General features: G+C 67.8%; 6 protein-coding genes. 3 read left to right on the top strand and 3 right to left on the bottom strand.

Annotated elements, in window-relative coordinates; genetic code table 11:
- Window positions 1–12: 12 nt before the first annotated feature.
- Window positions 13–1371 (bottom strand): GH1 family beta-glucosidase, encoded by a 1359-nt coding sequence (locus tag ABIS05_RS18735; RefSeq protein ID WP_348011749.1) that lies wholly within the window; start codon window positions 1369–1371, stop codon window positions 13–15.
- A 15-nt stretch (window positions 1372–1386) separates the two neighbouring features.
- Complete coding sequence (locus ABIS05_RS18730) at window positions 1387–4107, bottom strand: TonB-dependent receptor (protein WP_348011748.1); 2721 nt, start codon at window positions 4105–4107, stop codon at window positions 1387–1389.
- 350 nt (window positions 4108–4457) lie between these two features.
- Between ABIS05_RS18730 and ABIS05_RS18725 the strand changes: the two genes are divergently transcribed.
- The 3 genes from ABIS05_RS18725 (at window position 4458) to ABIS05_RS18715 (ending at window position 8698) form a co-directional block, all read left to right on the top strand.
- The gene (locus ABIS05_RS18725) at window positions 4458–5480 is read left to right on the top strand and encodes a LacI family DNA-binding transcriptional regulator (RefSeq protein ID WP_348011747.1); all 1023 of its coding nucleotides are present in this window, start codon (window positions 4458–4460) and stop codon (window positions 5478–5480) included.
- A 37-nt stretch (window positions 5481–5517) separates the two neighbouring features.
- Window positions 5518–6804: a tryptophan--tRNA ligase gene (locus ABIS05_RS18720; RefSeq protein ID WP_348011746.1), complete on the top strand. Its 1287-nt coding sequence runs from the start codon at window positions 5518–5520 to the stop codon at window positions 6802–6804.
- A gap of 199 nt (window positions 6805–7003) precedes the next feature.
- Window positions 7004–8698, top strand: a complete 1695-nt coding sequence (locus ABIS05_RS18715; RefSeq protein ID WP_348011745.1) for an AMP-binding protein — start codon at window positions 7004–7006, stop codon at window positions 8696–8698.
- 276 nt (window positions 8699–8974) lie between these two features.
- Here ABIS05_RS18715 and ABIS05_RS18710 read toward each other — a convergent pair whose 3' ends face one another.
- Window positions 8975–9880, bottom strand: coding sequence for a LysR family transcriptional regulator (locus ABIS05_RS18710; RefSeq protein ID WP_348011744.1), 906 nt, complete (start codon window positions 9878–9880; stop codon window positions 8975–8977).
- Window positions 9881–10008: the final 128 nt, after the last annotated feature.

Below are 10008 nucleotides of genomic sequence, written 5' to 3'. Positions count from 1 at the left end.
TACACGCGGGTTTCAAACCTTTAATTTTTCGTTCAGGAATTGCCCGTACCAAAGGCCGCTGTCCTTGAGGATGCGCTGCTGCGAGGCGTAGTCCACATAGGCCAGGCCGAAGCGGCGCAGATAGCCCTCGGCCCATTCGAAGTTGTCCAGCAGGCTCCAGGCGAAGTAACCCTTCACCGGCACGCCGGCGTCCACGGCCTGCTTCAACGCGGCCAGGTGGCGCTGCAGATAGGACAGGCGCTCAGCGTCGTGCACGCGACCGTCGGCGGTCAGCACGTCTTCGAAGGTGGAGCCGTTCTCGGTCAGCTGAATGACGGGCGGGCTGTAGTCGCGCTGGATGCGGGTCAGCAGGTCGACCAGGCCTTGCGGCGAGACCTCCCAGCCGAAGCCGGTGCGCTCCACGCCTTCCTTGTCGACCAGGCTGGCACGCATCAGGCCGCCGGCCGGGTCGTCCTTCACCGCCTCGGGGAAGTAGTAGTTCACGCCGAGGAAATCCGTCGCGGTGGCGATGGCTTCGAGGTCACCCGGCAGCACCTTGGGTGCCGCATCGCCCAGCAGTTTCAGCGTGTCTTCGGGGTAGCCACGGCCGAACAGCGGGTCCAGGAACCAGCGGTTGCGCAGCCCGTCGTGGCGCTTCAGTGCGGCGATGTCCTCGGCGCTGCTGGACGCGGCCTTGATGGGGTGCAGGCTCAGCGTGATGCCGACCTCGGCGCCGGGCGAGTTCGCGCGGATGACTGGAATAGCCTGGCCGTGGGACACCAGCACGTGATGGCAGGCCAGCATGCCGTCGGCCAGGCTCTTGCCGCCGGGGGCGTGGACGCCCTCCCAGTAGCCCATCATGCAGGAGCACCAGGGCTCGTTGTGCGTGATCCAGTGCTTGACGCGGTCGCCCAGGCGGCGGGTGACGACGTCGGTGTATTCGAGGAAGGCGGCAATGGTGTCGCGCGACAGCCAGCCGCCCTGTTCTTGCAGCGCCTGCGGCAGGTCCCAGTGGTAGAGCGTGGCCCAGGGGTCGAGGCCGCGCTCCAGCATCCCGTCCACCAGTCGGTCATAGAACGCCAGCCCCGCTTCGTTCACGGCACCCCTGCCTTGTGGAAGGATGCGCGGCCAGGCGATGGAGAAGCGGTAGGCGTTGACGCCCATCGCCTTGGCCATGTCCATGTCCTGCGGGAACAGGTGGTAGTGGTCGCAGGCGACCAGCGCGTTGGAGCCGTCGCGGATGCGGCCGGGCTCGGCACAGAAGCGGTCCCAGATGGACTCGCCCTTGCCGTCTTCCTGGCCGGCGCCTTCGATCTGGAAGGAAGAGGTGGACACGCCCCAACGGAAGTCGGCGGGGAAGTCTTTGCGGGTCGGGGCGTTGTGGGCACTCATAAAATGGGGTCAGGTTCAAAATTTATAGCTGCCGCCCAGAAGCAATTGCCGCCCGTAGGACGTGTAGCGCTCGGGCAGCGTGGAGTTCGGATCGCTGGCGCCGGACGAGATGCCCACCCGGGTGCGGTAGGGCCGGTCACGCAGGTTGTTCACCTGCAGCGTCAGCGACAAGCCCTTGAAGGCGCCGGTCTCGAAGGCATAGCCGATCTGCGCGTCGATGATGGTCTCGCCCAGGATCATGCTGGGCACGTTCTCGCCGAAGGTGCCACGCACCGTCGTGACGAACGGCGAGCGGTGGCGGCTGCCGACGCGGGCCGAGATGCCGTCGCGCTCGTAGTAGACGGTGAAGTTGGTCGCCACGCCCGACAGGCCGTCCAGCGGCTTGCTGGCGTTGTTCTCCTCGTGCAGCGAGCTGCGCGTGTTCGAGTAGCTCATCGAGACGCCGATGCCGTCCAGCCCCGGGCTGATCAGCCCGCCGTCCAGCGAGCCGCTCAGCTCGGTGCCGGCGATCATGCCGCCCTGGCCGTTCGCCTGCGTGTTCAGCGTGCCGATGCTCTTCAATGGCACCCACTGCGTCGGGTTGGGGAAGCCGGTGAAGTCGAAGGGAATCGACTGGCCGTAGACGAAATTGGTGATGTGCTTGTGGAAGGCCGCCGCCGCCACGTAGCTGCGTTTGCTGAAGTAGTGCTCGATGGACAGGTCCACCGAGTCCGCGCGCCAGGGCTCCAGCTTGGCGTTGCCACCGTTGGCCGACCAGAGGCGGTCCTGCTCGCCGACGTTGATGCCGGAGAAGCCGGCGCGCATGTCCTCCATGTTGGGCCGCGCCAGCACCTTGGCCAGGCCGAAGCGCAGCACCGTCTTGTCGCTCAGGTCGGCCGACAGGTTGAGGCTGGGCAGCACGTCGGTGTAGCTCGTGCCGCCCGTGGTCGGGTCGCTGGCCTGGCTCGTGGCGTTCCACAGCAGGCCGTTGCTCCACTGCTTGGCGTGCACCACGCGCAGCCCCAAGCTGCCGCGCAGCGGCACACCCCATTCAGCGTCGAAACCCAGCTTGGCATGGGCCGCCGTCACCTTCTCATGCACGGACCAGATGCGGCCCGGCGCCTGGTCGGCCGAGGCGGCAACCACGTCGTAGAGACTGAGCGCGCTCGGCACGTCGAAATTGACCATGCGGATGGGGCTCCCGGCAAACGACAGGTCGGTCGGCTCGCGCAGCAGGTTGGCGGGAATGAGCACCGGCGCGCGGTTGTTCTTGAGGTTGTAGTAGACCTCCGTGCGGTTCATGTTCTTGTCGCGCTCGGAGTAGTCCAGACCCGCCTCGACGCTGTTGAAGAAGCCCTCGAAGGTGCGGCCGGCCGAGAGCTTGAGCGCCTTGATCTGATCACGCACTTTCGGGAACTGGCTGCGGCCGTCGCGGCCCCAGCCCGGCGGGTCGGTGAGCAGAAACTTGCCGCCGTCGCCGTAGTCAAACGTCGGGTGGAAGGTGGAGATGCCGTCGCCGGTGGCGACATTGACCTGCCCCAGGCTGACACGCGCGGGAGCGCCGGCCGCCAGCTCGGCGTTCTGCTCGTCGCGCCTGGCCTTGGACCAGCTCAGGTCGGCCACCAGCTTCCAGTCGGCCAGTTTCAGCTCGTTGTTCCAGCCGATGGCGCGGATGTCGTCCTGGCGCTTGTTGAAGTTCGTCAGCGCGACCGGGTTGACGGTGTTGACCATGCCGCTGGTGACGAGCTTGTCGCCGTTCACCACGGTCGTCTGCGCGCCGCTCCAGCTGGCGCCCGACCAGACCGACATGTCGGACATCACCGTGCGGCGTGCCTCGGTCTGGTTGAACCGGGAGTAGTACAGGTCCAGCGTGCTGTGCAGGCCGTTGCCGGGCTTGTACTCCAGCACCGCCATCAGGCCGTCGCGCTTCTGGCGCGAGGACGCCACGCCGATCTCGAAGCCTTGCAGCGCCACCGAGTCGTCCGGCGTGCCAGGCAGCGGCGAGTCCCAGACGCTGGTGTTGGCCCACCACCAGCTCTTGTAGTGCTTCTCCTGGTTAGGCGAGTCCAGGTGGGCAAAGCCCACAGCGGCGCCCCAGGTGCGGTCGGCCGACTGCGTGATGTAGGACGCGCTCAGGCGGTTGCCGGTGCCGGAGATCTCGGGGTTGAGCGAGCCGTTGGAATTGCGCTCGACGCGCCCGCCGATGACCATTTGCGAGGTCGCAAAGTCCAGCGGCCGCAGCGTCTTCATGTTGACGGTGCCCGAGAGGCCCTGCGCCGAGAGGCTGGCATCCGGCGTCTTGTAGACCGTGGCGGCGTTGATCAGCTCGGAGGGGAACTGGTCGTACTCGACCGAGCGGTTGTCGCCCGTGGAGACGATCTCGCGGCCGTTCAGCAGCGTGACGCCGTAGCGCGGGGCCATGCCGCGAATGCTGATGACCGAGGAGCGACCCGCCACGCGCTGGGAGGTCAGGCCCGGCAGGCGGGAGATGGCATCGGCGATGGACACGTCGGGCAGCTTGCCGATGTCTTCGGCCGAGATGGCCTCGACGATGGCATCGGCATTGCGCTTGGTGCTGATCGAGGACTCAAGGCTGGCGCGAAAGCCCGTCACCGTGACGGTATCGAGCTTCTGCTCTGCGACGGGCGCGGTCTGCGCCAGCGCCGAGGCGCTCAGGAAGCCGATGCAGATCGCAGCGACAGGGGTGAGGCGCAGGCGCCGGTGCGGCGCGCCGGCGGGCATGGATTGGCGAGGCATGTGTTTTGTCTCCTGGTTCATCTTGTTCGTTGGTTGAAGCGGCTCGTAGCGGCATTCCTTCGTTGGCCAGGCCAGGGATTTCGCCACATGTTGGAACCGGTTCCACTTGCGACGCAAATCTAATTCGGCGAGCACGAGTTTGTCAATCGCAGTCGCCCGGGGGTTGACGTTTCATTTACCCAACATCGACCGTCGCGACCGCCACCGCACGGCCCGCGATGCCAGGCGGCTCTTGACTTCCTATTGGGTTGCCGGCGCCGCTGGATCCGACCCATCGTGCAGGCTTGGCCGGCCTGCGGTGCCGGTCTGCCGGCTGTGATTCAATCCCCGTCGAAGAGCGCAGAGGACGAATGGCAACGATCAAGGACGTAGCAAGAGTGGCGGGCGTGGGCATTGGCACCGCGTCGCGCGTCATCAGCGGAAACGGTTCCGTCGCGCCGGCCACAGCCGAGCGGGTGCGCAAGGTCATCGCCCAGCTCAAGTTCCGCCCCTCGCACACGGCGCGCTCGCTGGGCAACGGCACGTCCAAGCTGATCGGCGTCTACATCCCCTTCCTGCGCGGCACTTACTACACGCCCATCCTGCGCGTCATCGACCTCGTGCTGCGCGGCAAGGGCCTGCACATGGTGGTGGCCTTCGGCGAGGGCATCGAGGACGAGCGCAAGGAAACCAACGACGCGATGCGCTTCCTGCTCGACCGCGACTGCGACGGCCTCATCGTGCTGTCCAACGCCATCCTGGACGAAGACATCAAGGCCCTCGGCCCGGCGGCGCGCCAGGTGGTCGTGCTGAACCGCCACTTCGACCGCATCAAGGAGCAGTGCTTCACGGCCGACCACGTGCAGGGCGGCGTGCAGGCGGCGCGCGCGCTGCTGCAGCACAAGCACAAGGACATCGCCGTCATCTCCGGCCCCACGACCTCGCCCGACAACGTCGCGCGTCTCAACGGCTTCATGGGCGAACTGGCGCAGCGCGGGTTGGACACGTCCAAGGTGCTGACCGTGCCGGGCGACTTCTCCAACCAGGCCGGCTGGGACGCGGCCGAGACGCTGCTCAAGCTCAAGCGCCTGCCGACGGCGGTGTTCTGCGCCAACGACGAAATGGCCATCGGCCTGCTCGCGCACTTCCAGGAGCGCGGCATGTCGGTGCCACGCGACGTGTCGGTGCTCGGCTACGACGACTCGCCCAGCGCCGAGTTCGCCGCGCCGCGCCTGACCTCCGTGCACATCCCCAGCCAGGAGGTGACGCTGGCCGGCCTGAACTGGCTGCTGAACCGCTGCTACGGCATGGAGCTGCCCATCTCGCGGCAGTTCGACATCGCCGTGACCTGGCGCGCCTCGGTGGCCGCACCGCCCTCCCGCAAACGAAGCTGAAGCCACAATCCGGGCTGTCTCCCTTTTCAGCCCGCCCATGTCCCAACGCGTCCTGACCGGCATCACCACGACCGGCACCCTGCACCTCGGCAACTACGTCGGCGCCATCCGCCCGGCGATTGCCGCCAGCCGCGCAGTGGGCGTGGAGAGCTTCTTCTTCATGGCCGACTTCCACGCGCTGATCAAGTGCGACGAGCCGGACCGCATCGCCCACTCCAGCCGCGCCATCGCCGCCACCTGGCTGGCGGCCGGCCTGGACGCCGACCGCGTCACCTTCTACCGCCAGAGCGACATCCCGGAGATCCCCGAACTCACCTGGCTGCTGACCTGCGTGACGGCCAAGGGCCAGATGAACCGCGCCCATGCCTACAAAGCCGCCGTTGATGCCGCCGTGGCCGCCGGCGAGGAGCCCGACGCCAACGTGAGCCTGGGCCTGTTCAGCTACCCGGTGCTGATGGCGGCCGACATCCTGCTGTTCAACGCGCACAAGGTGCCGGTGGGCAAGGACCAGATCCAGCACATCGAGATGGCCCGCGACATCGGCCAGCGCTTCAACCACCAGTTCGGCAAGGGCGAGGAGCTGTTCACGCTGCCCGAGGCGGTGACTGACGCTGAGATGGAGCTGCTGCCCGGCCTCGACGGCCGCAAGATGAGCAAAAGCTATGACAACGTCGTGCCGCTGTTTGAAGGCGGCAGCGCGGCGCTGAAGGACGCGGTGGCGCGCATCGTCACCGACAGCAAGCTGCCCGGCGAGCCCAAGGAGCCGGAGGGCCAGGCGCTGGTCGCCCTGTACGACGCCTTCGCGACGCCCGAGCAGCGGCAAGCCTTTCGCGCGGCGCTGCTCGGCGGCCTGGGCTGGGGCGATGCCAAGCAGCAACTCGTGGCGCAGATCGAGTCGCAGATCGGCCCGATGCGCGAGCGCTATGCCGCGCTGATGGCCAACCCCGAGCAGCTGGAAGCCATCCTGCAGACCGGCGCCGCCAAGGCGCGCGCCATCGCTGCGCCCTTCCTGCAGCGGCTGCGCGCGGCCGTGGGACTGCGGCCTTACACCGCGACTGCCGCCACCGCCGTGGCCAGAACTGAGAAGGCCGCACTGCCGGTCTTCAAACAGTACCGCGAGGCGGACGGCAAGTTCTACTTCAAGCTGCTGTCGGCCGGCGGCGAGCTGCTGCTGCAGAGCAGCGGCTTCGAGCAGGGCCGCGAGGCCGGCCAGTGGGTGGCGCGGCTGAAGCGCGAGGGCTGGGTGGCGGATGCGCCCGTGCAGCGCGAAGCCAGCGAGACCGATGTCGCTGCGGCTCTCGCTGCCTTCCAGCAAGAGACCTGACGCGGTCTCCACGCCCAACCCGCTGAGCCGCATCGCCCTCTTCAACGGCCGGCTGGCCATGGATTGCGACTGGCGCTTCTAGAGCCGCCGCTCTACGGAATGTAGGAAGCGCGTCACGCCAAAAAGCGTTTACCCGCAGAGGCCGGCCGCTGGCGCGAGGTAACTTCGCGGATCCGAAAAAAGCCCCCAGGAGACACCCATGGCCACCATCGCCGCCGACCAACTCGCACTGCCCCGCCTCTACCACTGGGAGCGCACGGCCGGCAGCACGGTGACGCTGACGCAACCCATGGGTGGCACCGAGGTCCGCGACTTCACCTGGGCCCAGGTAGGCGACCAGGTGCGCCGCATGGCCGCCTTCCTGAAAGCCAAGGGCGCCGCCGAGGGCTGGCCGGCTGATGCCAAGGTGGCGGTCTTGTCCAAGAACTGCGCCTGGTGGCTGATGAGCGACCTCGCCATCTGGATGGCTGGTTATGTCTCGGTGCCGCTCTACCCGACGCTGGCCGCCGACACCATCACGCAAATCCTCACGCACAGCGAGGCGCGCTACATCTTCATCGGCAAGCTCGATGGCTGGGAAGGCATGAAGCCCGGCGTGCTGCCCAGCCTGCCCGGCGCGAGCTACGCGCTGTCGCCCGACGACGTGAAGCAGCACTATGAAAGCTGGGACGCCATCTGCGCCCGCACCGAGCCGCTGCAGGGCGAGGTCACGCGCGGCGCCGACGAACTCTGCACGCTGATCTACACCTCGGGCACGACGGGCAACCCCAAGGGCGTGATGCACAACTTCGGCGCCTTCGCCTGGGCCATCGGCGCGGGCCTGGATCGCTTCCCGATGGGCGCCAGCGACCGCATGCTGTCCTACCTGCCGCTGGCCCACGTGGCCGAGCGCGTGCTCATCGAGCATGCCTGGCTGAAAGTCGGGCTCAAGGTGTTCTTCGCCGAATCGCTGGAGACCTTTGCCGCCGACCTGCAGCGCTCGCGGCCGACCATCTTCTTCAGCGTGCCGCGCCTGTGGGTCAAGTTCCAGCGGGGCGTGCAGGCCAAGATGCCGGCGCAGAAGATGAACAAGCTGCTGCGCCTGCCCATCATCGGCGGCCTGGTGCGCAAGAAGGTGCTGAAGGCCCTGGGGCTGGACCAATGCCGCATCGCCGTCGGCGGCGCCGCACCCATGTCGCTGGCGCTGCTGGAGTGGTACGGCACGCTGGGCCTGCACATCAACGAGGGCTACGGCATGACCGAGAACCTCGCGCTGTCGCACATGACGCTGCCCGGCAAGAACCAGCGCGGCACCGTCGGCCCGGCCTATGCCGGCGTGCAGACGCGCATCGACGCGGCGACCGGCGAGCTGCAGATGCGCAGCCCGGCGCTGATGATCGGCTACTACAAGGAGCCCGGCCTCACCACCGACGCGCTGACGGCCGACGGCTGGCTGCACACGGGCGACAAGGTCACGCAGGATGCCGACGGTTGCGTGCGCATCACCGGCCGCGTGAAGGACCTGTTCAAGACGAGCAAGGGCAAGTACGTGGCGCCCGCGCCGATCGAAGACAAGCTGGGCATGAACCCCGCCATCGAGGCCTGCTGCGTGGCCGGCGCCAACCTGAACCAGCCGCTCGGCATCGCGATGCTGTCGCCGCAGGGCCTGCAGCGCGCGGCCAGCGACGCGGTGGGTTTGCAGGCGGAGCTGAGCAAGCACCTGGAGGACGTCAACGCCCGCCTGGACCCGCACGAGCAGCTCGACACGCTGGTGCTCATCAAGACGCCATGGACCGTCGACAACGGCTTCATCACGCCGACGTTCAAGGTCAAGCGCAACCGCGTGGAGGAGGCCTACGCGGGCAAGTTCGATGCGTGGGTGGGGAAGCGCTCCAAAGTGCAGTTCGGGGACTGAACGCTGCAAAAGTGGTGGTGGGCGCAGGAGGACGGGCAGGCCTGATGCTCCATGTCCTCCGGCCGCTTCGCGACCTCCCCCTTTACTTGCGCATCAGGCCCGCCCGCCCTCCTGCTGTCGTTGCATTGGTTTGTCGCCGCGAAATACGTTGGTGGAAGCCGGGATGCGGTTGCGCGCAATTGCGCAGGTAAAGGAGGAGGGCCGCGTAGCGGGCCGGGGGACACGGAGCAATTGCGCGCAGCCGCGTCCTGGCGGCACTACGTCTTGCCAGTGCCATCAGCCGCGCCAGTAGTCCGCACGGCCGTAGTGCCCCCGCAAATGCTCCACCCACAGCCGTACCCGCAACGGCAAATGGCGCGACTGCGGGAACACCGCGTAGATGCCGTTGGGAGCCGCCGCGAAGCCATCCAGCACGCTGATCAGCCGACCGGCCGCGATGTCGGCCTCGACTTCCCAGGTACTGCGCCAGGCCAGCCCGAGGCCCGCCACACACCAGTCGTGCAGCACCTGGCCGTCGCTGCAGTCCAGCCGCGCGCTCAGGCGCAGGTGCTGCACGGCGCCGTCGATCTGGAAGGCCCAGCCGCGCGTCTGGCTGGCTTCGGAGCTGAGCGTCAAACAGGCATGGCGGGCGAGCTCGTCGGGGTGCTTCGGCGTGCCGGCGCGCTTGAGGTAGCCGGGCGCGCCGACACACAGGCGGCGGTTGTCGGCCAGCCGCGTGCTGACGAGGCTGGAGTCCGGCAGGTCGCCCACGCGCACGGCGCAGTCGAAGCCCTCATGCACGATGTCGACGACGCGGTCGCTGAGGTTGAGCGACAGACTCAGCTCGGCGTGTTCCGCCAGGAAGCCCGGCACCAAAGGCGCGACGTGGCGGCGACCGAAGCCGGCCGGGGCCGTGACGCGCAAGTGACCGCTGGCCTTGAGGCCGCCGGCACTCACCGCCGCCTCGGCATCGGCCAATGCGGTGATGAGGCGCTGGCAGTCCTCCAGGAAGGCCTGGCCCTCGGGCGTCAGCGTCAGCCGCCGCGTCGTGCGCAGCATCAGCTTGACGCCCAGGCGCGCCTCCAGCGCATCCAGCCGCCGGCCCATGACGGCGGGCGCCACGCCCTCGACCTGCGCCGCCGCTGTGAGGCTGCCCTTGGCCGTGACGAGCACGAAGGACTCCATCTGCTTGAGCTTGTCCATGTCGGCGATTGTGCTGGGTCGCCAATGCAAAGAGGGCCGTTTCGGCGGCGACCTTTGCGTTTGAGTCACAGATGAATGGCGCGCCACACGGCGAATCCCGACACGACGGGGCGCTAGATTCCGGCATC

The organism is Roseateles sp. (assembly GCF_039929605.1).
GTDB lineage: Bacteria > Pseudomonadota > Gammaproteobacteria > Burkholderiales > Burkholderiaceae_C > Pelomonas.
The sequence above is the reverse complement of the archived record's forward strand: the minus strand, read 5'-3'. Positions and strand labels throughout refer to the sequence as shown.